The following is a 19,915-nucleotide window of genomic DNA, read 5'->3' as shown; positions in this document are numbered from 1 at the left end:
CGGTAGTACCTACTACTGCAAACGCGCACGGGCGTCAGCCCGTGAAGGGTGGGACGAAGAAGCACGGGATCGGACGCGGATGCGCCGGATCCAGGGCGTTGAGCACGTGCGTCGCGGCGATCGGGTCCGCGGCGATGCCCGCGTGCTCGGCAAAGTCCAGTGCGCAGCCGTCCTGCACGACGATGTTGGTGGCGTTCGGGGCCGGCACATAGCCGCGGGTGTAGGGAACGATGGCCTCGTCGTATCGGGTCATGATGTTGGTGTAGGTCACCTGCGGGACGTACGGGCCACCCTCGTTCAGCTTCGTCATGAACTCCGAGTCGGCGGCCATCTGGAAGCAGGCCCCGCAGAGCTTCTCGACGGTTTCTTCCCATGCCTGTTCGAGCCCTAGGCGTTTCACCAGCGCTTGCATTTCCGCGACTCCCGGCGTGGCGATGCCCTGCCACAGCGGCGCGAGGGAGACGTACTTGTCGACCTTGTCGGCGCCGCCGAGGAACTTCAGGTAGTAGCTCGGCATGAGTGTGCCCTGCGAGTGCCCGACGATGTTCACCTTCGCCGCCCCGGTCGATGCGAGCACACGGTCCACGAAATCGCCGAACTGTCGGGCGCTTTCCTCCATCGGGCGCATCCCGCCGATCGCGCTGACCGGCCACGGCGTCCCCGGTACGTTGCCGTACGTCAGCGAGAAGACGCAGTATCCCTCGTTCGCGAGCATCGGCGCATACTTGCCCCAGTTGGTCTGCTGCCCACCGCCGGTGCCGTGCACCAGGATCACTGGTTCGGGGTGCTCCGCTGTCGGTTTGCACGAGAAGTCGTTGGAACCGGGCAGCGACCCGGCGGGGTTGGTCAGCTCCGGCAGGATGCCGGCGAAGAACCCGTCCGGAACAGGCAGGGGCGCCGCCGACGCTGTGCCACCGGCGCTGATCAGGAGTGCTCCCGATACCGCTGAAACTATTCCTGCGAACAACTTTCGCACGAGTGGAGCCCCTTCATCCGGTATGAGATCCCGACCGATTGAGGAACGTAACACAGCCGGTACCGACGGTAACGCGAAAGCGGAAAGGCCAGAAGGGCCAGAAAGGACGCTGAGGGTCGATGCTCGGCGAACCTGTTGTGGGACAGGGTTTCCGCGACACAACCTGCGGCGGCCACCAGCGCGGTGCGGGCAGGTCGAACCGGCGCAGTCGGGTCGCTTCGGTATCCTGGACGGCGTGCCTACCCCGACCATCGACGCAACAAGCGTTCGCGTCGACAGCTGGACCTGGGCGGTGCGGCTGTTCAAGACCCGGTCCCAGGCCGCTTCCGCGTGTCGATCGGGACATGTGCGGGTCAACGGCGCCCCCGCGAAGGCCTCCGTGCAGGTCAAGGCCGGTGACGAGGTGCGTGTCCGGGTGTCCGGGCTGGAGCGGATCGTGGTCGTGGTGCGGCCGATCGCCAAGCGCGTCGGCCCGCCGGTGGCCGCCGAATGTATGCAGGACAACAGTCCGCCGCCGCCCCCGCCGGAGGTGCTCGCGTCACTGCCCCGCCGTGATCGCGGTGCGGGCCGGCCCACCAAGCGGGAGCGACGCGACCTGGAGAAACTCCGCGGTCTGTAGGCCGGATCCGGGATTTCCTCGAGCGCGGCAGGCAGCTCTTCTGGGGTTTCAGACGGATCTCAGAGTCCGGCTCTACCCTGAACTGTCAGCTCGAATCGCCGCCCGCCGGAAGAACAGGTCCGCATCATGACGAACCCCGACGATCCCCGCACCCCGCAGGAACGCGCCTACGATCCCGCCGAACAGGGAGACGGCAGTGCTGCCGCCGAGCAGTGGGGGCGTCCGGCAGGCGGTGACACCGAGCAGATCGGGCCGGTGCAGCAGCCGGATCAGCCGACCGAGCAGTACTACACGGCCGACCCCTACCAGGCGTACGGGGGTCCACCGCCGAACCCGACGCAGGCCCTGCCCACCTATGACCCACGGTTCGATCCGCAGTCCTTGCCGCCGAACGCGACACAGGCATACCCGACCTACTACGGTTCCGGCGGCTACCCACCGCCCGGATCGCTGCCGCCCGGATCACCGCCGCCCGGCGAGGCGCCGTTCATCGAGAACACCCCCGACCACAAGCCCGGACGCAAGGTGGGACTGTGGGCGGCGGTCGCGGCCGGAATCCTGCTGCTGGCGCTCGGTCTGGGCATCGGGTTCCTGGTGAACGGAGCTGGTTCGGACACGTCGGCAACGGCCGCAGCGCCGTCGACCCGGATGACTGCGCCGCCGACCGTGCCGCAACGCTCCGGGCCTCCGACGACCGCCCCCGACACCACGTCTCCGCTGGACGGCATCCCCGGCGGTGTCGGTGACCTGATCGGGAAGGCGGGCACCGCAATGGGCACCATCACGGCCAACAACGGCGGCACGTTGACGATCGACGGGCTCGGCGGATCGACTGTCACCGTGCGGACCACGCCCGATACGACGCTCATCTCGCTCACCGCGGCGACCGTCGCCGACCTCGAGCCAGGCGAGTCCGTTCTGGTGCAGGGCGACAAGGTCGAAGGCGGCGAAGTCACCGCAAAGCTGATCATCAACACGACGCTTCCCGGGTTCGGGAACTGACGCGCGGCACCGGATGCCCGGATCGGGCTCCCGAGTAGCTAGGCTGACGCACGATGACGGCTATGTGGTTCGGATTGGCAGTGATAGCACTCGCGGGCGCTGTCGCGCTGCTCTATGTCGATCGCACGCGACGCGACCAAACCGGTCGGGTCCGGCAGATCTGGGCGAAGGCGCAGGGCTACACGTACAACGCATCCGACGAGAACCTCTCGTCGCAATGGCACCGCGCCGCGCTTTCGAAGCAGGAATACCTCGGGGCCGTCGACGTCGTGCGGGGCATCCGCCGGGGTGAGGAGTTCGTACTCTTCGACCTGGAGGAGACGGCCACGATCGTCGCCGTGCACCGTGAGATCGGGTCGGATATCGATATCGACCTGCGTCTGAAGTCGACGCCGCCGCCGCGCGACGCCGATCTGAACCTGCTCGGTGCAATCGGTCCGCGCGTCGTGTTCGCGACCGACCTCGAGATCGCCCGCCGGGTGTGCGACCAGCGCATGGTGACGTTCACCGAGTCGGCGCCGCCGCAGCTGCAGATGATGTGGAGCGAGGGTGAGTGGACTCTCGGCTCGCTGCCGATCAACAGTGTCGGACGCGACTGGGACGCTGCGATCGAGGCGGTTGCCCGGCTGTCCGGGATGCTGCGTGTGCTGCCGCCCGCGGTCGAGCCGCAGACCATGAACCTGAATCCCGTCGCCCACGATCCCGGCCGTCCGTCGGCCCCCGAGACCGTCGAATAGCGGCTGCAGTCTCCTCCCAGTAGATTCCGCACCTGTGGTTGTTGTGTCGGGTGTTTCTCTCGTTCTTGTTGTGACTGCCGTGGTGTGGGTTGTGTCGATGGTTCGTCGGCTGCGTCGTACCGAATCGACCGCGCGGGCCGCGCTCGCGCTCGTGCATGTCGAGTTGGATCGCCGGTACGAGTACATCCCAGGGCTGGTCCTCGCGTCCGCAGAGACGGTGGGGCGGGACCTCGTGAGCACCGTGTCCGGTGCCCGCGCCCTGGCAATGCGGGTTCGCGAGGAGAATCTCGATCTGTGCCAGCAGGCCGGTGCCGAGAGTGCGCTGTCCGCGGCGCTGCAATCCCTGCTCGGCACCGCGCGCTGCTATCCGGCGCTGCGTCACGACTGGGCATTCGTCCGGCCAGCGGGGGAACTCGAGCTCACCGAGGAGCGGCTCGCCGGCGCGGTGCGCGTCTACAACGACCTGGCGCGTCGACTGAACCACGCCGTGTGCACGCCGCCCACCAGCGTCGTTGCGCGGTTCGTGGGGGTGAAGCCGGCGCAGCTGTTCGAGGCGACGATCCTCACGGTTTCGGGGGCGCCGGAAGACGACGTCGCCGACGCCGCGGCGTGAGGGCCGGGAGGGTCGGGGCTCGGTCGTCTCGCTAGGCTTTGCCTGACGAAATGTGACTGACCTCGAATGGTGATGGGAGCGGCCGATGACGGATCGCGAAGAGCTCGCTGCGCTGGTGCGTGAGCTGGCGGTGGTGCACGGAAAGGTCACCTTGTCCTCGGGCAAGGAGGCCGACTACTACGTGGACCTGCGCCGCGCGACCCTGCATCACCGGGCCGGCCCGCTGATCGGCAAGCTGTTGCGCGAGCTGGTCGCCGACTGGGACTTCGCCTCCGTCGGTGGCCTGACGATGGGCGCCGACCCGGTCGCGATGGCCGTCATGCACGCCGAGGGACGCCCCATCGACGCGTTCGTGGTCCGCAAGGCCGCCAAGGCGCACGGCATGCAGCGTCAGATCGAGGGCCCCGACGTCGTCGGCAAGCGTGTCCTCGTGGTCGAGGACACCACCACCACGGGTAACTCACCGCTGACTGCAGTCAAGGCGCTGCGTGACGCCGGTGCCATCGTCGTCGGTGTCGCCACCGTCGTCGATCGGGCGACGGGCGCGGACGCCGTCATCGCCGCCGAGGGCCTCGAGTACCGCTCGCTGCTCGGACTCGGGGATCTGGGCCTGGGCTAGCCAGTTACGGCGTTCGGAGACCAGTTCATCGGGCGCGGGGACGCCGATGGGGCATGCCATTGGCATATCGTGATCCGATGCCGATTCGGAAGACGCGGGCCACCCTGTCCGACGGTCGCGCGCTGCTGTACTTCGATGACACCGAGCCGTACGTGGGCGGTACCGCGACCCGCGAACTCCACGACGGCCGGGACCTGAAGCCGGTCGCCGCGTCGTCGACCATGCGCTACGACGCCCTGACAGGCGAGTGGGTGACTCTCGCTGCGCACCGGAACACCCGCACTTTCCTGCCGGCGGTGGACGCGTGTCCGCTGTGCCCCACCCGGCCGGGGCGGGCCGCCACCGAGATTCCGGCCGCCGATTACGACGTCGCGGTGTTCGAGAACCGATTCCCCTCCTTGGCTGCGCCGTCGGCGACAGGTGTGGCGAAATACGTTGACGGAGAAACACTGTGGCCCCAGCGGGTCGCCGACGGTCGGTGTGAGGTGGTCTGCTTCACCAGCGATCATGATCGCAGCTTCGCACAGCTGACGCCGTCCCGGGTCCGCACGGTGCTGGCGGCGCTCGTCGACCGGACCCGTGAGCTGTCGGCACTGCCCGGTGTCGCGCAGGTCTATTGCTTCGAGAATCGCGGGGAGGAGATCGGGGTGACGCTGGCGCATCCGCACGGCCAGATCTATGCGTACCCGGAACTGCCTGCACGCACCGCCGCCCTGCTGCGGCAGGCCGAGTTTCACCGGACGCGCACGGGCCGCTCACTGCTCCGCGACGTGCTCGAAGCCGAGCGACGTTCGGGCACAAGGATGATCGTCGACAGAGAGTACTGGACGGCCTACGTTCCCGCGGCCGCGCGGTGGCCGGTGGAGCTGCATGTGGCGCCGCGCCGGGACGTTGCGGACCTCACCGAACTCGACGATGCCGAACTCGACGAGCTCGCGCAGGTGTACCTCGACGTGCTCGGGCGGCTGGACCGGTTCTTCGACGGCGTTGCCCGGCTGCCGTACATCGCGGGCTGGCACCAGGCGCCGACCGGTACCGGCCGCGAGCTGGGTCGGCTTCACCTGCAAATCTTTTCGCTGATGCGCTCGCCGCACCGGATGAAGTACCTGGCGGGCTCGGAGTCCGGAATGGGGGCGTGGATCGGCGACACCACACCCGAGCAGATCGCAGCCCGGTTCCGTGAGGTGGCGCCGTGAGCGTCCGATGGTTCCGTCCCGTACCCGACGCCGAGATGGCAGTGGCGGGCACGGACCTGTTCCATGCCGAGTTCGGCACGGAGCCGGAAGGGATATGGGCAGCACCGGGGCGAGTGAACCTGATCGGTGAGCACGTCGACTACGCGGACGGTCTGTGCCTGCCGATCGCGCTGCCGCACAGCACTGTTGCCGCGATATCGTCGCGAACGGACGGGTTGATCCGGTTGCGGTCGGCAGACGGGGAGCCGTGGGAGGGGAGGATCGCCGATATCGGTCCGGGACGTCCGACGGGCTGGGCGGCCTATCCCGCCGGCGTGATCTGGGCTCTGCGCGAGGCGGGCATGCTGGCTGGGGATTTCGCGGGCGTCGATGCGGTGTTCGTCTCGACGGTGCCGATCGGTGCGGGCCTGTCGAGCTCGGCCGCGCTGGAGTGCTCGCTGGCACTCGCGCTGGCACCCGACCCGGATCGGGCGTCGCTGGCTGCTGCCTGTGTGCGCGCCGAGAACGAGGTGGCGTTGGCACCCACCGGTGGAATGGATCAGGCGGCATCGCTGCGGGCGACGGAAGGTCATGCGCTGCTGCTGGATTCGGCGTCCGGCGCGGTCGCGCAGGTTCCGTTCGATCCGGCGTCGCATGGTTTGGCGTTGCTGGTCACCGATACCCGCGCGCCGCACCGTCTCGTCGACGGACAGTACGCGAAGCGCCGGGACACGGTGGAGCGAGCAGCACGTCGGCTCGGTGTCGGCTCGCTGCGGGAACTCGCCGATTGTGGTCGCGACGGCATGGACGCGGTGCGTGCATTGAGGGACGGCGAGTTGCGCCACCGAGCACGGCACGTGATCAGTGAGATCGCCCGCGTCCGCCTCGCCGTGCAGGCGTTACGGTCCGGGGACTACGCCGAATTCGGCAAGCTGCTGTATGCGTCGCACCTGTCACTGCGCCTGGACTTCGAGGTGTCGTGCCCAGAACTCGACAACGCTGTCGAATGCGCCCTCGTCACAGGGGCTCTGGGGGCCAGGCTGACGGGAGGTGGTTTCGGAGGATCGGCGATCGCGCTGATTCCGGCCGGACGGGTCGACGAGGCCGTCGCGACGACTCGGACGCGGGCCGCGAACCTGGGTCTGCCGGAGCCGTCGTTCGCAGTCGTCGCCGCATCGGCGCCCGCCCGTCGCCTGGCCTGACCGAGCTGAGTCAGAAGGATTCGGGGGTGGTCGGGGGTGAGTGGCGGTACGGTCGAGCCGGAATCCGGACACGAGGGAGTAGGCATGGCGTTCGCGAGCATCAGGAACTGGGGAATCGAGCACGCGGTGTTCGTGGGCGCGACCGCAGCGACCGTCTACGGCGCGGTCACCGGGCGCGAACGGGTGCAGCAGGCCGCCAAGCCTCTGATGGCCCCGGCTCTCGCGGTGCGGGTGCTGCGCCGTCGCGGCGACCTCGATACTGCCGATGCCACACTGCTCGTCGCCGGACTGGCGGCCGCCACCGTCGGCGATGTGTTCATGATCGACCCCGATGTCGACGCCCGTCTGCGCCGCGGGGCGACATCATTCGGCGTGATGCAGATGAGCTATTCGTCGCTGCTGACCCGGCGCGGAGCCCGACCCCGCCTGGCCGCCGCGCTCCCGCGTCTGGGCGCGTGGCTGGGCGTGTCCGGGCTGCTGCGTGCGAAGGCGCCGGCAGTCGCGCAGACACTCACCGGTTACGGCGCGCTACTCGGCACCACCGCTACTCTCGCCGCGGATCCCGCGCTGGCGCCTGGCGCCGCCGACATCGCCGGGCTGCCGATGCCGAACCGGCGCGACCGTCGTAGCTGGCTCGGTCTCGGCGGGCTGCTCTTCACAGGCTCGGATGGACTGATCGTGATGCGCAAGCTGTTCCTGCGCGGGGAGAAGCCGCGGGCCGCCGCGGAGGGCGTGATTCTCGCGTCGTATGCGGCGGCGCAGCTGCTGCTGGTGGAAGGGATGCTCGCGCTCGGACACCGTGCGAAGGCGCAGCGCCTCTAGGGGCAGATCATGATTCGGTCGCGGTTGTGCGGGTCGACGCGGATCGAGATGGTCTCGCCCGGTGCGAAGCGCGGCGCGTCCCCGGGGAACACCTCGTAGACGATGCGACCGGTGTAGGACTCCGACCCGGGGACGGTGAGGGCGAGGTCGAGTTCGGTGAGCTCTCCATTGTCGACGGTGCGTCCGATCCGATGGGTGTGCTCGATCTTTGCCCATCCCTCGATGCCACGCTTGGCGAGCCGGCGTTCGGCTCGTGTGGGCCGGTCGGCCCACATCATGCCCAGCCCCAGCGCCGATCCGTACGCCGCGAGCAGGCCGCCGATCTGATACGGGACGGTGCCGGGCGGGGTGTGCTCGACGAGCCAGCCCAGCCAGAACGCCAGCACGGCGACATAGCCGACACTGATGACACAGACGGTGCGAACGATGCGTGGATGATTCATGGCCTCACTCCCACCCCAGCCTATCCATCCAGCGCCTAACCTGACGGCATGACTCCGACCTCTCAGCCGACAGTGTTCATCACCGGTGCTGCCGCCGGAATTGGGCGGGCGACCGCGTTGAGGTTTGCCCGAGCGGGTTACCTCGTCGGTGCCTACGACATCGACGAGGACGGCCTCGATACTCTGCGTGCGGAGATCGAGGGCCGGGGCGGCCGCGTGCGGACCGGTCTCCTCGACGTCACCGACCGCGGCGAGTGGCAGGAGCGGCTCGCGGAGTTCGCCGCGGACCATGGCCGGCTCGACATTCTGGTCAACAACGCCGGCGTGCTGTCCGCGGGACGCTTCGAGGACATCTCCGCCGATGCGCACCACCGGATGATCGACATCAATGTCGGCGGCACCGTCAACGGGATGCTCGCGGCCTTCACGTACTTGAAGGAGACCCCTGGGGCTCAGGTGGTGAACCTGTGTTCGGCGTCGGCGATCTACGGTCAGCCCGAACTGGCCACGTACAGCGCCACCAAGTTTGCGGTGCGTGGACTCACCGAGGCCCTGGATCTCGAATGGCGGGTTCACGGCATCCGGGTGATGGATATGTGGCCGCTGTTCGTCGGCACCGGCATGGTGCACGGCGTATCCATCGGCACCACTCGAGCACTGGGCGTCCGGCTGAACGCGGAGGACGTCGCTGAAGCGATCTTCGAGACGACGCGGGGGCGCCGCCGAGTGCTGCCGAAGGTGCACTATCCCGTGGGCCGGCAGGCGAAGATCATGGCGGCGGCCGCGCAGTTCTCCCCGCAGTGGCTCGCCCGGCTCATCAACCGGTTGCTCAGCGGCAACTGAGCAGACTTGTCCGCAGCGGCGACTAGAGTTCGGTATCGACCAATTGCCGTGTGAATGTGGAGGAGTCAACTGTGCGCCGGGTATCGCTGCTGTGTCTGGGAGTCGGCGCCGTGCTGACGCTGACCGCGTGTGGGGGATCGCCCGATGCCCCGGCCGCAGCGGAGTCGAGCACCACCACCGCCGCTCCGACCACGACGACGCCCGAGGCTCCCGCGCCCACTACGACGCAGGCGCCGGTCGCCACGACGACGGAGACCACCACCAGCGCCGCCGGCACTTCGACGCTCACCGATGTGCAGTTCCAGCGCAACGAGTCGTACTACTTCACCTCGCCCGACGGCGGATTTCGCTGCGGCATCGTGAAACTGCCCAGCCGGACCGAGGCGGGCTGCGAGGGCGTCACGCGTCCGCTGCCGCCCAAGCCGGACGACTGCATGGTCAGCTGGGGCAACGGGATCCGCGTCGAGAACGTCGGCCGCGGCGGGTTCATGTGCTCCGGCGGGCAGGTCTACACCTCCGGCTCCGGCGCCGATCCGGTGCTGGCGCCGGGAGTGAAGCTCGCGAAGCTCGGGTACACGTGCGAGACCACCGCGAGGTCGGTGACGTGTACCAACGACGGGACCGGGCACGGGTTCACGGTCGCGCCCGATTCGAATGAGACGTTTTGATCACCGGTGACGCGGGTGCGACGGCATCGGATCCCGCGGACGACGTGGATCAGCCGGGGCCCACCGAGTGGGGTGAGCACCCGTACGGCGTCGGCCCGTGGCGCGAGGAGTACGGCACCGAGCCGCCGCAGGATCCGCGGTACGACCCGCAACTGCTGGCCGAGGGTGACCGCCGCAACGTCGTCGATGCGTATCGCTACTGGACTCGTGAGGCCATCGTCGCCGACATCGACGGCCGACGGCATCCGCTGCACGTCGCGATCGAGAACTTCGGGCACGACGCCAACATCGGCACGGTCGTGCGCACCGCGAACGCGTTCGCGGCGGCCGCGGTGCACATCGTCGGGCGCCGACGCTGGAATCGGCGCGGCGCGATGGTCACCGACCGTTACCAGCACCTGGCGCACCACGCCGGCCTCGACGAGTTGGCGGCCTTCGCGCGGGACAACGGCCTCACCATCGTCGCCGTCGACAACACGCCCGGGTCGGTGCCGATCGAGACGGCCGCGTTGCCGCGCGAGTGCATCCTGCTGTTCGGCCAGGAGGGGCCCGGGGTCACCGAACAGGGCCACGCGGTGGCGTCGATGACCGTATCCATCGCCCAGTTCGGGTCGACTCGAAGCATCAATGCGGGCGTCGCCGCTGGCATCGCGATGCACACCTGGATACGTCAACACGCGGATCTCGGCCGCGCCTGGTAGCGGAAGTGTCCACGCCGGGGCAAGATCGGTAGGCATGCAGCGCGAATGGTCTGCTCGTGCGGACGCCGCCGAGGACGCGGTGATCACCCGGCACATTCGTCGGGTCTGGGGGATGCCGGGCACTGCGCTCGCTGTCGTCGCGTGGCCGGCGGTGCGCCGGGAACGGGTATTCGTGCACTGGCACTACTGGTGGCAGGCCATTCTCATCAACACCACCGTCGACGCCTGTGAACGTGATCCCACAGCCAAGCGCCGTCGACGGCTCATGAGATTGATTCGGGGCCATCGCATACGGAACATCTCGGGTTGGACCAACAGCTACTACGACGACATGGCGTGGCTCGGCCTGGCGCTCGAACGCGCACAGCGGATGCAGCTCATCGATAATCGTAAGGCCCTCGCGACGCTCGAAGCGCAGCTGTTCGATGCGTGGTCCCCGGACGCCGGTGGCGGCATCCCGTGGCGGAAGCACTCCGATTTCTTCAACACGCCCGCGAACGGCCCGGCCGCCCTGATGCTTGCCCGTGCCGGCCGGCTGTGGCGGGCACAGGCAATGGCGGACTGGATCGACGCCACACTCCGTGATCCCGACACCGGACTGATCTTCGACGGCATCCGCGCCGACGGAACTATCGAGCGCAACTTCTATTCGTACTGCCAGGGCGCGGTGCTCAGCCTCGAGACCGAGCTGGCGGTGCGGATGGGCGACCCGCGGCACCGCGAGCGGGTGTACCGGCTGGTCGACGCCGTCGACGAGCGGCTCACCAAGGGCGGTGTGATCCGCGGCGGTGGTGGTGGTGACGGCGGGCTCTTCAACGGTTTGCTGGCCCGCTACCTGGCGCTGGTCGCGTTGATGTTGCCCGGTGACGAACCCGCGGACAAGCGGGCCAGGCAGCTCTCGGCGCAGCTGGTCCTCGGGTCGGCGGAGGCCGCATGGGAGAACCGGTTGCAGGTCGAGGGGCAGCCGCTCTTCGGTAAGGACTGGAGTGTGCCCGCGCAGCTGCCCGGGCTGGGCGCCGGCATCGCGACCTTCTCCGGCGGCTCGGTGCGTTCCTCCGATATCGCCGAGCGGGACTTCTCGGTGCAGTTGAGCGGCTGGCTACTGACGGAGGCGGCCTACCTGGTCTCGGCAGCGGGGTATCCGCGTCGCAGGTAAGGGAGCCGCCGGTAGTGGAGTCGCCGGGTGATCGGGCTCAGTCGTGAACCTCGTCGACGACGACGTCCTCGGCGGGTTTTGCCATCTCGCGGCGGTAGCTGTGCAGGCCGATCGCGGTGCCGATCACGAGCAGTGTCACCATCGCCACGAGCACGGCCGGCATCAGCCACGACACCTTCTGCAGCAGCGAACCGCAGTAGAACCCGATGAGCAGCAGCACCGGCGCCCACATGACAGCGCCGATGCTGCTTGCGATCGTGTACCGGCGGTGATCCATGTTCGCGGCGCCGGCGACCAGCGGGCACAGAGTCCGCACCCAGGGGATCCACCGTGCCATCAGTACCGCCCAGAAACCGTGCCGGTCGAGCAAGGCGTTGACCTTGTGCAGGTTCGCGGCATTGACGTACTTGCCGTTTCGGCGCGCGATGAGGTGGTGGCCGCTGCGCTTACCGATTGCGTAGCCCACCTGGTTACCGGCGATCGCGGCGCCCATCGCGCCTGCGGACAGGGCCCAGGTGTGCTGGGCGCCCGCCTCGTGGGTGGCGAGCACGATGCCAGCGGTCACCAGCATCGAGTCGCCAGGCAGGAACAGTCCGACGATCAGTGCACATTCGAGAAACACAAAGGTGAGGACGATGATCCACACCAGTGCGGGACCGGCCGTTTCGAGCGGACCGAAGGTTCCGGCCGCGGAGATCATCGTCAAGCGGTCGGATCATTCGGGGTGGTGACGGTCTCGGCGGGGGTGGTGCCACGGACGGCCCTGCGGGAGCCGAAGTAGCGCTTGCCGATCTCGACGATGATCGGGATGACCGAGACCAGGACGATGCCGATGAAGATGTAGTCGATGTTGTCGGCGATGAACTGGATCTGTCCGAGCCAGAAACCGAGCAGCGTGACGCCCGCGCCCCACACGATGCCACCGATGATGTTGTAGGTGATGAACACGGAGTACTTCATCTTCGAGGCGCCCGCGACCAGCGGAGCGAAGGTGCGCACGATGGGCACGAAGCGTGCCAGGAAGATCGTGATGGGTCCGTGCTTGTCGAAGAATTCCTGGGACTCGTCGATGTAGCTCTTCTTGAAGAGCTTCGCGTCGTCGGACTTGAAGAGTGCCGCGCCGCCCTTGGCGCCGATGAGGTAGCCCACCTGGTCGCCGAGGATCGCGGCGATGGGGATGGTCACCATCAGCACCCACAGCGGGGCGAACGGTTCGACCTCGGTGGACTTCGATGCCGCGATCAGGCCCGCTGTGAAGAGCAGCGAATCGCCAGGCAGCAGCGGGAACAGCAGGCCCGACTCGATGAAGACGACCAGCAGCAGACCGACCAGCATCCAGGTGCCGAACGAGTTGAGCAGGTTGACGGGATCGAGGAATCCCGGCAGCAATGCCAGATTCGTGGTCACGGACTCTGAGGCTGCCAGCACATTCACGCGGACCAGACTACCGGCGGCCGCTGAGAGCTCGCTGAGCCGACCGCGTCTGGCGAGCCGACACGGAGCCGACACGGCGCCGACACCAGGGGAGGCATTCACGCGCTGGGGTTGCCATACTGCATAGACCACCGGCGCGCCGTCACAGTCGGCCGCGCCCCCAACCGTCACATGGAGGACAGCCGCCGTGCCTATCGCAACTCCCGAGGTCTACGCCGAGATGCTCGGACGGGCCAAGGAGCACTCCTTCGCCTTCCCCGCCATCAACTGCACCTCTTCCGAGACCATCAACGCGGCCATCAAGGGCTTCGCGGACGCCGGCAGTGACGGCATCATCCAGTTCTCCACCGGTGGCGCGGAGTTCGGTTCGGGCCTCGGCGTCAAGGACATGGTGACCGGTGCGGTCGCGCTCGCGGAGTTCGCGCACGTCATCGCAGCCAAGTACGGCGTGACGATCGCGCTGCACACCGATCACTGCCCCAAGGACAAGCTGGACACCTTCGTCCGCCCGCTGCTGGCGATCTCGCAGGAGCGCGTCAACAACGGCCAGAACCCGCTGTTCCAGTCGCACATGTGGGACGGCTCGGCCATTCACATCGACGAGAACCTGGAGATCGCCCAGGAACTGCTGAAGCTGTCGAAGGCCGCGAACATCATCCTCGAGGTCGAGATCGGCGTCGTCGGCGGCGAGGAGGACGGCGTCGAGGCCGAGATCAACGACAAGCTGTACACCTCGCGCGAGGACTTCGAGAAGACCGTCGACGCGCTCGGTGTCGGTGAGAACGGCAAGTACCTGCTGGCCGCGACGTTCGGCAATGTGCACGGCGTCTACAAGCCGGGCAACGTCGTCCTCAAGCCGGAGGTGCTCAAGGAGGGCCAGGAGGCCGCCATCGCCAAGCTGGGCCTGGCCGCCGGCTCGCAGCCGTTCGACTTCGTCTTCCACGGTGGCTCGGGCTCGCTGAAGTCGGAGATCGAGGACTCGCTGCGCTACGGCGTCGTGAAGATGAACGTCGACACGGACACCCAGTACGCATTCTCGCGTCCGATCGCCGGTCACTTCTTCACCAACTACGACGGCGTCCTCAAGGTCGACGGCGAGGTCGGCAACAAGAAGGTCTACGACCCGCGCAGCTACCTCAAGAAGGCCGAGGCCGGCATGACGGCTCGCGTCATCGAGGCCTGCAACGACCTCAAGTCCGCGGGACGTTCCGTCTCCGCCGGCTAGTCGTTTCGCTCCACCGCGTTTTGCGCACTTGGCGCTGTTTTCCCAGCTCGGGAACAGCGGTAGGTGCGCAAAACGCGTTTGAGGGGAGGACTATTCGGGGTCGCACACCTTCCAGACGCCGTTGAGGCGTTCGAGGTCGAACGTGCGCGGTGAGGCATCGTTCGGGTTGGCCTGGGTGTGCGCGGTGACCTGAGCGATGGCGGAATCCCCGGTGATCTGGACCGTGTCGATGCCGGTGACCACTGGGACGTTCCCTTGCGCGACGGCGTCGCGGTGCACGTCCGCGAACTCGGTGGGCGGGATGTCGCGGTAGAAGTCGGCGAGCGTGCCGCAGGTCGACGACTGCAGCGTCGCCAGGTCGCCGGACCCGAGTGCGCCGACGAACGTGTCGACGGCGTCGCGGACCTTGGATTCGTCGGCGTTGTGTGCGCCGCCGCGGGCGATCACGAACCCGGTTACCCCGAGCGCGGCGAGCACACCGACCACGGCGACGACCGATGCGATGATCCATCCGCGACCGGGCCCACGCCGGCGGGTCCGCTCCGCGGGCGCGACCGGATCGATCCGGCGGGGGCCGCTGCCGGCAGGTGAGGTGCTCGGCTGAAAGTGGTTCGGGTCGGGCACGTGACGCCTCTCGGTCCGGGAGTCGGGTCAATTGGTGGGCAGCCTATCGGCCCCATGCCCCTACCGGCACAATGGACACCATGACGTCTTTCGGTGATCTTCTCGGCCCGCAGCCCACCCTGCTCCCCGGCGACGAGGACGCGGAGTCGGCCCTGCTCAACCACGAGGACCCAGCGAAGGTTGCGGCGGAGCATCCCACCGCGTCGATCGCGTGGGCCTACCTCGCTGAGGCTGCACTCGAACAGGACCAGACCATCACCGCGTATGCGTACGCCCGCACCGGCTACCACCGCGGGCTGGACCAGTTGCGCCGCAACGGGTGGAAGGGCTTCGGCGCCGTCCCTTACAGTCACGAACCCAACCGCGGATTCCTGCGCTGTGTCGCGGTTCTGGCGAAGGCGGCCCGGGCAATCGGCGAGACGGACGAATATGCCCGGTGCCTGGACCTGCTCGAGGACAGCGATCCGCGAGCGGCCGAAGCACTTGGTCTCGGCTAGCCGTTTCGTTCCCACTCCAGCAGCGGGTCGAGAGCGCGTAGCGGCATCGATCCGCCGACTGCGCGCATCGGCGCTGCCGGTGCTGCAGTGCGCACTGGCGGCCGGGCTCGCGTGGTGGTTCGCCACCGAAGTCGTCGGCCACACCCGGCCGTTCTTCGCGCCGATTGCAGCGGTGGTTTCGCTCGGGCTCTCGCTGGGTGCGCGCCTGCGCCGGTCGGTGGAGCTGGTCTGTGGTGTGACCGTCGGCATCGGTGTCGGCGATCTGCTGATCTCGCTGATCGGTACCGGGGCCTGGCAGATCACGCTGGTCGTCGCGTTGGCGATGTCGACGGCGGTGCTGATCGGCAGCGGGCCCATCTTCTCGATCCAGGCCGGCACATCGGCGGTGCTCGTCGCGACTCTGCTCCCACCTGGCGATGCCGCCGGATTCGACCGGATGGTCGACGCCCTGGTCGGCGGACTCGTCGGGATCGCGGTGGTGGCGATAGTCCCGACGCATCCGGTGCGCCGGGCCAGGCGGGACGCCGCGGGGATCCTCTCCACGTCGTCCGAGGTACTGCAACTCGTCGCGGACGGCCTTGTTGCGAACGACCCGAAGCCGATCGAGGAGGCACTGCGCAAGGCACGCGCGACACAACCGGCGATCGACTCGCTACGCGGCAACCTCTCCGGCGGCAAGGAGATCAGCCGGATTTCTCCGCTGTACTGGGGAAGTCGTGCGCGGCTGGCCCGGCTGAATGCGACCGCGGACCCGATCGACAATGCGATGCGCAACATCCGGGTGCTGTCCCGCCGCTCGCTCTCGCTGGTGCGTGACGACGAGATCCTCGATCCGCGACTGGTCGACGAGATCGAGAAGCTCTCGCATGCGCTGGATGTGTTGCGCCGGATGATCCTGGCGGAGCCGGGGGAGCAGCCCGACCAGGCGGAGGCGGCGCGGGTGTTGCGGACCGTCGCGACCGGAGCCCGTCCGGAACTGGTGGAGAACGCGGGGATCTCGGCGACCGTGGTGTTTGCTCAGATCCGTTCGTTGATCGTGGACCTACTGCAGGTGGCGGGGCTCGAACGCATCTCGGCGATCGCGACGCTGCCGCCGACGGTGCCGAAGCCCGCCTACCCGCCGGAGCAGTGATCGGACGCTCCGGTTCTCATACATGCGAATGTATGCATATGATGGGCCCGACCTACGGAGGAGGGTGATCATGGGAGCCGGTCACGGGCACAGTCACGGCAATACGGCGGGCGCGGGCGGCGTCGGTCCGTCGCACACGCGCATCCGCAAGATGGTGATCGCGCTCGGCATTCTCATCGCGTTCCTGGTGCTCGAGGTCGTGGTCGGCCTCGCTATCGGATCGCTCGCGCTACTCGCAGACGCCGGTCACATGCTCACCGACGTCGTCGGCATGTCGATGGGTTTGGTGGCGTTGCTGCTCGCGAAGCAGGGTTCCAAGGCCGCGGCCCGCACGTTCGGCTGGCACCGCGCGGAGGTGCTCACCGCGATGGCCAACGCGGTACTGCTCCTCGGCGTCGCGGCGTGGGTGATGTACGAGGCCATCGGCCGGATCGGTGACGTCCCCGAGATCCCCGGCGGCCTGTTGATGGCCACGGCCGCCGCGGGCTTGGCCGCCAACATCGTGGTGATGCTGATGCTGCGCGGCGACGCCAAGGATTCCATTGCTGTTCGCGGCGCATATCTCGAGGTGCTGGCCGACGCGGTCGGCAGCGTCGGTGTCCTGCTCGCGGGCGCTGCCCTGGTGTTGTTCGACTGGATCTACGCGGATGTCGTGGTCGGCGTCCTGATCTCGCTGTGGGTGGTCCCGCGCGCGCTCAAGCTGGCCGGTTCGGCCCTTCGGATCCTCACGCAGGCCTCGCCCGCGAATGTCGACATCGATGCGGTTCGCTCCGACCTGCGCGCCGTGCCCGGCGTCTCGGACGTGCACGACCTGCACGTGTGGACATTGACGACCGGCATGGACGTCGCGACGGTGCACCTGACCACCGATTCGGATTCGCGGCGGGTGCTGGCCGCGGCGAAGGCCGTGCTCGATGCGCACGGCCTGAGCCACGCCACCGTTCAGGTGGAGTCGGGCGTCGAGGGGTCCCGCTGCCAGGAGGACCTCACCTGGTGAGGCGCGGTCAGCGGTAGCCGTCGGTGTTCGCCGGCAGGTCGCGGTCCTGAACCTCGACGAGGTACCGCCAGCAGTCCGGGCGAGATCCGTCGATATCGGTGAAGCCGTACCGCTGCGCCAGTTGTCCGCTCGAGACGACCCGGCCGCTGAACTCGGCGGCACCTGGGTCCGCGGCCAGTGCCGTGACCGCCCGTCCGACGAACGTCGGGGTCTCCGAGATCGCGAAGTGCGGCACCCGCTCGAGCGCGTCTCGCCAGTTGTCCTCGGTGACGCCGAAGGCCTCGAGCATGTTCTCCGAACGGAGCCAGCCTGGGGTCACGGCGACGGCCGCGCCGCCGTGCGGGGCCAGCTCGTACGCCTGCGCGGTGGTCATCCGCTGCACCGCCGCCTTGACGAGGTCGTAATAGAACCCGACCTGGTGCCGGTAGGCGATGTTGTACTCGGCGGTGCCGTCGGTCATCTCGACGACCAGGCCGCCCGGCCGGCGGATCAACAGCGGCAGTGCGAAGTGGCCGGTGATTGCGTGGGTATCGATTCCCATCCGCAGCATCCGCAGGCCGCCGTCCAGGTCGTGCTCCCACAGCGTGGTGCCGAACTGGGCGTACCGGTCGCCGCCGAAGATGTCGTTGACGAGGATGTCGAGGCGTCTGTGGTCGGCGTCGATCCGTTCGACGAGGGCACGCACCTGATCGGGCTCTAGGTGGTCGACGCGCAGCGCGACGCCGTTCCCGCCGGCGGCCGTGATGAGGTCACCGGTTTCCTCGATGGTTTCGGGCCGGTCGATCTCGGACCGCCCGTCGACTCGGCTGCTGCGTCCGGTCGCGTAGACGGTGGCCCCCGCGCGGGCCAACTCGACCGCGATGGCCCGGCCTGCACCGCGCGTGGCTCCGGCGACCAGGGCGACCTTCCCGGACAGGTCCGGCGCGCTCACCGGCTGATCCTCGCGACGTCGGCGCCGGGGCGCCACAGATCGACGTGCAGGCGGTCCTCCGACACCGTGGTCAGCACCACCTCGTCGACCCCGAGTTCGAAGATGTGTGCCTCGTCGCCCGGGTTCGCCGGGTAGGAGTCGAGGATCGCCTGCTTCTCGGCGCCGGACAGTTCGCGAGCGCGGCCGGAAATCTTGGCGTCGCCGCCCTCCATCGTGTGATGACCCGGATTGGAGTGCAGCGAGTACCGCGGATCCCGCCGGAGGTCTGCTGCCTTCCGCGCGCCGGGCATCGATCCGAGCACCAGCAGGCCCCGGAAGGTTTCGACCTCGGTGCCGCTCACTCGTGGTGAACCGTCGGCGCGCAGCGTCGCCAGGACATGGTGTTTGTGCGCGGTGAGCCGTGCGTGCACCGCCTCGGCGAGCGCCGGGGCCTGTTCGCTGAATTCCTGCCAGGTTGCCATGACACCAGTGTGCGGACCCATCACTGACATCTTGTGTCAGTGATTTTCTCGTAGACTTCCGGCGTGCGCTCCAGTCGACTGCTCGACCTGATGCTCCGCCTGCAGGGCGGTCCAGGGACCACTGCGGCGCGGCTGGCCGATCAACTCGAGGTATCGGTGCGCACGGTGTACCGGGACGTCGCGGCGCTGCAGGCCGCGGGTGTGCCGGTGTGGACCGAGAGCGGGCCGGGTGGCGGAATCCGCCTGCTCGACGGCTGGCAGTCCAAGCTCAGCGGGATGACGGGTGCGGAGACGTCGGCGCTGATGCTGTTGGGCGTGCCGGCCGTCGCTCAGGATCTGGGACTGTCCGACATCACGGCTCGCGCCGAGTCGAAACTGCTGGGGGCCCTGCCGCTTCCACTGCGGGCGGGGGCGTTGCTGTGGCGCGAGCGGCTGCACGTCGACGTGCCGGGCTGGTTCGCCACCACGCCGTCGGTAGAGCAGCTCCCGGCCGTGGCGCAGGCGGTGCTCGAGGGGCGGCGGCTGCGGATCCGCTATCGCAGGGGCGCCGATGGGTCGACCCGCACGCTCGATCCACTCGGTCTGGTAGCCAAGGCAGGGACGTGGTATCTCGTGGCGCGGCATCGGGACCGGACGCTGTCGTACCGGGTGTCGCGGATCGAGAGCGCACTGGTGCTCGATGCCCCGGCCGTGCGCCCGGACACCTTCGACCTGGCTGGGTGGTGGTCGGCGTCGATCGCCGAGTTCGACCGTTCGCTGCTGCGATACGCCTGCCGAGTGCGGCTGTCGCCGTACGCGTGGCGGCGACTGCCGGACATCGTGGGCGAGGAGGCGGCCCGGGTGGTACCCGGTGAGCCCGATGAAAGTGGTTGGGTGGCAGTCGATCTGATGCTCGAGGCTGAGGAGGTGGCGTTGGGCCAGCTCACCGCGCTCGGTGCTGGTGTCGAAGTGCTCGCACCCGAGTCGCTGCGTGCGGGGTTGTGTGAGGTGGGGGCGGAGGTCGCCCGGCGGAACGCGGGGTGCTGAGGGCCAGGGGGA

The 19,915-nt window shown here is 68.3% G+C and carries 24 protein-coding genes; 17 read left to right on the top strand and 7 right to left on the bottom strand.

Features of this window, described 5'->3' with window-relative positions; all coding sequences use genetic code 11:
* Positions 1–34 precede the first annotated feature (34 nt).
* On the bottom strand, positions 35–976 hold the full coding sequence (locus ERC79_RS08125; protein ID WP_131577240.1) for an alpha/beta fold hydrolase: 942 nt from the start codon (positions 974–976) through the stop codon (positions 35–37).
* Positions 977–1,211: 235 nt separating this feature from the next.
* On the opposite strand from ERC79_RS08125, the gene ERC79_RS08120 reads away from it, so the two are divergent.
* The 8 genes from ERC79_RS08120 (at position 1,212) to ERC79_RS08085 (ending at position 7,765) form a co-directional block, all read left to right on the top strand.
* Positions 1,212–1,595 carry an RNA-binding S4 domain-containing protein gene (locus ERC79_RS08120; RefSeq protein ID WP_131577238.1) on the top strand — a complete coding sequence of 128 codons (384 nt, stop codon included), beginning with the start codon at positions 1,212–1,214 and terminating at the stop codon, positions 1,593–1,595.
* 126 nt (positions 1,596–1,721) lie between these two features.
* Positions 1,722–2,597 carry a hypothetical protein gene (locus ERC79_RS08115; protein WP_131577236.1) on the top strand — a complete coding sequence of 292 codons (876 nt, stop codon included), beginning with the start codon at positions 1,722–1,724 and terminating at the stop codon, positions 2,595–2,597.
* 53 nt (positions 2,598–2,650) lie between these two features.
* The gene (locus ERC79_RS08110; RefSeq protein WP_242676776.1) at positions 2,651–3,334 is read left to right on the top strand and encodes a hypothetical protein; all 684 of its coding nucleotides are present in this window, start codon (positions 2,651–2,653) and stop codon (positions 3,332–3,334) included.
* A gap of 70 nt (positions 3,335–3,404) precedes the next feature.
* Positions 3,405–3,947: a LemA family protein gene (locus tag ERC79_RS08105; protein WP_131577234.1), complete on the top strand. Its 543-nt coding sequence runs from the start codon at positions 3,405–3,407 to the stop codon at positions 3,945–3,947.
* A gap of 85 nt (positions 3,948–4,032) precedes the next feature.
* Positions 4,033–4,566, top strand: a complete 534-nt coding sequence (pyrE, locus tag ERC79_RS08100; RefSeq protein ID WP_131577232.1) for an orotate phosphoribosyltransferase — start codon at positions 4,033–4,035, stop codon at positions 4,564–4,566.
* Between the two features lie 77 nt (positions 4,567–4,643).
* The gene (gene galT / locus ERC79_RS08095) at positions 4,644–5,762 is read left to right on the top strand and encodes a galactose-1-phosphate uridylyltransferase (RefSeq protein WP_242676775.1); all 1,119 of its coding nucleotides are present in this window, start codon (positions 4,644–4,646) and stop codon (positions 5,760–5,762) included.
* Positions 5,759–6,943, top strand: a complete 1,185-nt coding sequence (galK, locus tag ERC79_RS08090; RefSeq protein ID WP_347563583.1) for a galactokinase — start codon at positions 5,759–5,761, stop codon at positions 6,941–6,943. The genes galT and galK overlap by 4 nt, the downstream gene beginning before the upstream one ends.
* An 84-nt stretch (positions 6,944–7,027) precedes the next feature.
* The gene (locus ERC79_RS08085; RefSeq protein WP_131580872.1) at positions 7,028–7,765 is read left to right on the top strand and encodes a lysoplasmalogenase family protein; all 738 of its coding nucleotides are present in this window, start codon (positions 7,028–7,030) and stop codon (positions 7,763–7,765) included.
* Here the strand turns inward: ERC79_RS08085 and ERC79_RS08080 are convergent.
* Positions 7,762–8,208: a hypothetical protein gene (locus tag ERC79_RS08080; protein ID WP_131577228.1), complete on the bottom strand. Its 447-nt coding sequence runs from the start codon at positions 8,206–8,208 to the stop codon at positions 7,762–7,764. The two genes, ERC79_RS08085 and ERC79_RS08080, sit on opposite strands and share 4 nt — an antisense overlap.
* A gap of 48 nt (positions 8,209–8,256) precedes the next feature.
* On the opposite strand from ERC79_RS08080, the gene ERC79_RS08075 reads away from it, so the two are divergent.
* From ERC79_RS08075 to ERC79_RS08060, 4 genes are all read left to right on the top strand, one after another.
* Entirely contained in the window at positions 8,257–9,051 is a 795-nt protein-coding gene (locus ERC79_RS08075; protein ID WP_131577226.1) for an SDR family oxidoreductase, read from the top strand.
* Between the two features lie 71 nt (positions 9,052–9,122).
* Positions 9,123–9,719 (top strand): DUF6636 domain-containing protein, encoded by a 597-nt coding sequence (locus ERC79_RS08070; protein ID WP_131577225.1) that lies wholly within the window; start codon positions 9,123–9,125, stop codon positions 9,717–9,719.
* Positions 9,719–10,420, top strand: coding sequence for a TrmH family RNA methyltransferase (locus tag ERC79_RS08065; protein WP_131580870.1), 702 nt, complete (start codon positions 9,719–9,721; stop codon positions 10,418–10,420). Before ERC79_RS08070 ends, ERC79_RS08065 begins: the two co-directional genes overlap by 1 nt.
* Positions 10,421–10,454: 34 nt before the next feature.
* Entirely contained in the window at positions 10,455–11,576 is a 1,122-nt protein-coding gene (locus tag ERC79_RS08060; RefSeq protein ID WP_131577223.1) for a glycoside hydrolase family 76 protein, read from the top strand.
* A gap of 37 nt (positions 11,577–11,613) precedes the next feature.
* Here ERC79_RS08060 and ERC79_RS08055 read toward each other — a convergent pair whose 3' ends face one another.
* Both ERC79_RS08055 and ERC79_RS08050 read right to left on the bottom strand, forming a co-directional pair.
* Positions 11,614–12,276 (bottom strand): DedA family protein, encoded by a 663-nt coding sequence (locus tag ERC79_RS08055; RefSeq protein WP_131580867.1) that lies wholly within the window; start codon positions 12,274–12,276, stop codon positions 11,614–11,616.
* A gap of 2 nt (positions 12,277–12,278) precedes the next feature.
* Complete coding sequence (locus ERC79_RS08050) at positions 12,279–12,983, bottom strand: VTT domain-containing protein (RefSeq protein ID WP_131577221.1); 705 nt, start codon at positions 12,981–12,983, stop codon at positions 12,279–12,281.
* A 214-nt stretch (positions 12,984–13,197) separates the two neighbouring features.
* Here ERC79_RS08050 and fbaA point away from each other — a divergent pair, with 214 nt between their 5' ends.
* On the top strand, positions 13,198–14,235 hold the full coding sequence (gene fbaA, locus ERC79_RS08045; RefSeq protein WP_131577219.1) for a class II fructose-bisphosphate aldolase: 1,038 nt from the start codon (positions 13,198–13,200) through the stop codon (positions 14,233–14,235).
* A gap of 90 nt (positions 14,236–14,325) precedes the next feature.
* On the opposite strand, the gene ERC79_RS08040 is transcribed toward fbaA, so the two are convergent.
* Entirely contained in the window at positions 14,326–14,859 is a 534-nt protein-coding gene (locus tag ERC79_RS08040) for a hypothetical protein (protein WP_131577217.1), read from the bottom strand.
* Positions 14,860–14,939: 80 nt separating this feature from the next.
* Between ERC79_RS08040 and ERC79_RS08035 the strand changes: the two genes are divergently transcribed.
* The 3 genes from ERC79_RS08035 (at position 14,940) to ERC79_RS08025 (ending at position 17,485) form a co-directional block, all read left to right on the top strand.
* Entirely contained in the window at positions 14,940–15,356 is a 417-nt protein-coding gene (locus tag ERC79_RS08035) for a DUF3151 domain-containing protein (RefSeq protein ID WP_131577215.1), read from the top strand.
* Positions 15,343–16,488: an FUSC family protein gene (locus ERC79_RS08030; protein ID WP_242676774.1), complete on the top strand. Its 1,146-nt coding sequence runs from the start codon at positions 15,343–15,345 to the stop codon at positions 16,486–16,488. The genes ERC79_RS08035 and ERC79_RS08030 overlap by 14 nt, the downstream gene beginning before the upstream one ends.
* 70 nt (positions 16,489–16,558) lie before the next feature.
* Entirely contained in the window at positions 16,559–17,485 is a 927-nt protein-coding gene (locus ERC79_RS08025) for a cation diffusion facilitator family transporter (RefSeq protein WP_131577213.1), read from the top strand.
* A gap of 7 nt (positions 17,486–17,492) precedes the next feature.
* On the opposite strand, the gene ERC79_RS08020 is transcribed toward ERC79_RS08025, so the two are convergent.
* Both ERC79_RS08020 and ERC79_RS08015 read right to left on the bottom strand, forming a co-directional pair.
* Complete coding sequence (locus tag ERC79_RS08020) at positions 17,493–18,416, bottom strand: SDR family oxidoreductase (RefSeq protein WP_131577211.1); 924 nt, start codon at positions 18,414–18,416, stop codon at positions 17,493–17,495.
* On the bottom strand, positions 18,413–18,877 hold the full coding sequence (locus ERC79_RS08015) for a pyridoxamine 5'-phosphate oxidase family protein (RefSeq protein WP_131577209.1): 465 nt from the start codon (positions 18,875–18,877) through the stop codon (positions 18,413–18,415). The genes ERC79_RS08020 and ERC79_RS08015 overlap by 4 nt, the downstream gene beginning before the upstream one ends.
* Positions 18,878–18,940: 63 nt before the next feature.
* On the opposite strand from ERC79_RS08015, the gene ERC79_RS08010 reads away from it, so the two are divergent.
* Entirely contained in the window at positions 18,941–19,903 is a 963-nt protein-coding gene (locus ERC79_RS08010; protein ID WP_131577207.1) for a YafY family protein, read from the top strand.
* Positions 19,904–19,915 lie beyond the last annotated feature (12 nt).

This window comes from Rhodococcus sp. ABRD24, from assembly GCF_004328705.1.
Classification (GTDB): Bacteria; Actinomycetota; Actinomycetes; order Mycobacteriales; family Mycobacteriaceae; genus Prescottella.
Note: the sequence above shows the minus strand (reverse complement) of the source record. Positions and strands in the feature narration are given on the sequence as shown.

What these genes read in the sequence shown, in the direction of transcription:
- ERC79_RS08115 (WP_131577236.1), top strand. Translation starts at nt 1,722, where the DNA reads ATGACGAACCCCGACGATCCCCGCACCCCGCAGGAACGCGCCTACGAT.
- ERC79_RS08110 (WP_242676776.1), top strand. Translation starts at nt 2,651, where the DNA reads ATGACGGCTATGTGGTTCGGATTGGCAGTGATAGCACTCGCGGGCGCT.
- pyrE (WP_131577232.1), top strand. Translation starts at nt 4,033, where the DNA reads ATGACGGATCGCGAAGAGCTCGCTGCGCTGGTGCGTGAGCTGGCGGTG.
- galT (WP_242676775.1), top strand. Translation starts at nt 4,644, where the DNA reads ATGCCGATTCGGAAGACGCGGGCCACCCTGTCCGACGGTCGCGCGCTG.
- ERC79_RS08085 (WP_131580872.1), top strand. Translation starts at nt 7,028, where the DNA reads ATGGCGTTCGCGAGCATCAGGAACTGGGGAATCGAGCACGCGGTGTTC.
- ERC79_RS08080 (WP_131577228.1), bottom strand. Translation starts at nt 8,208, where the DNA reads ATGAATCATCCACGCATCGTTCGCACCGTCTGTGTCATCAGTGTCGGC.
- ERC79_RS08075 (WP_131577226.1), top strand. Translation starts at nt 8,257, where the DNA reads ATGACTCCGACCTCTCAGCCGACAGTGTTCATCACCGGTGCTGCCGCC.
- ERC79_RS08060 (WP_131577223.1), top strand. Translation starts at nt 10,455, where the DNA reads ATGCAGCGCGAATGGTCTGCTCGTGCGGACGCCGCCGAGGACGCGGTG.
- ERC79_RS08055 (WP_131580867.1), bottom strand. Translation starts at nt 12,276, where the DNA reads ATGATCTCCGCGGCCGGAACCTTCGGTCCGCTCGAAACGGCCGGTCCC.
- ERC79_RS08035 (WP_131577215.1), top strand. Translation starts at nt 14,940, where the DNA reads ATGACGTCTTTCGGTGATCTTCTCGGCCCGCAGCCCACCCTGCTCCCC.
- ERC79_RS08025 (WP_131577213.1), top strand. Translation starts at nt 16,559, where the DNA reads ATGGGAGCCGGTCACGGGCACAGTCACGGCAATACGGCGGGCGCGGGC.
- ERC79_RS08015 (WP_131577209.1), bottom strand. Translation starts at nt 18,877, where the DNA reads ATGGCAACCTGGCAGGAATTCAGCGAACAGGCCCCGGCGCTCGCCGAG.